The following is a 371-nucleotide window of genomic DNA, read 5'->3' as shown; positions in this document are numbered from 1 at the left end:
GTTGCGTAATATTCACCAAAATAGTTAGCACGCACAGACATGCTTAAATCATCCCAGCTTTGGCCCCACGTTAGAGTGGCACGATGTGCTGGAATACCATCTTCTAAACGACGAACTTTACCTGCATCAGTTGTTTCTGGATCATACTTATCAACACTAGTATCAGTCCAACCATAGGCTAAGCTAAACTTGGCATCGCCAGAAAGCATTTCAGTAGTATACGAACCGACAATATCAACACCTTGAGTGGTGGTATCAAAGTCATTGGTATAGAAGGTTACCGCTGAAATCAGTTCAGGGAATTCAACACCAGCAGCTCTTAATGCATCATAATCACTTGCTTTAACCGAAATTTGGCTTGACTGAGCAAT

1 pseudogene is annotated in these 371 nt (G+C 42.0%); it reads right to left on the bottom strand.

The window, feature by feature from the left end:
* Positions 1 to 371, bottom strand: a pseudogene (locus tag H5185_RS22500) (TonB-dependent receptor); the annotation flags it as partial.

Source organism: Shewanella sp. SG44-6 (genome assembly GCF_014164185.1).
GTDB classification, from domain to species: domain Bacteria; phylum Pseudomonadota; class Gammaproteobacteria; order Enterobacterales; family Shewanellaceae; genus Shewanella; species Shewanella vesiculosa.
This window is presented reverse-complemented; position numbering and strand designations above follow the sequence as displayed.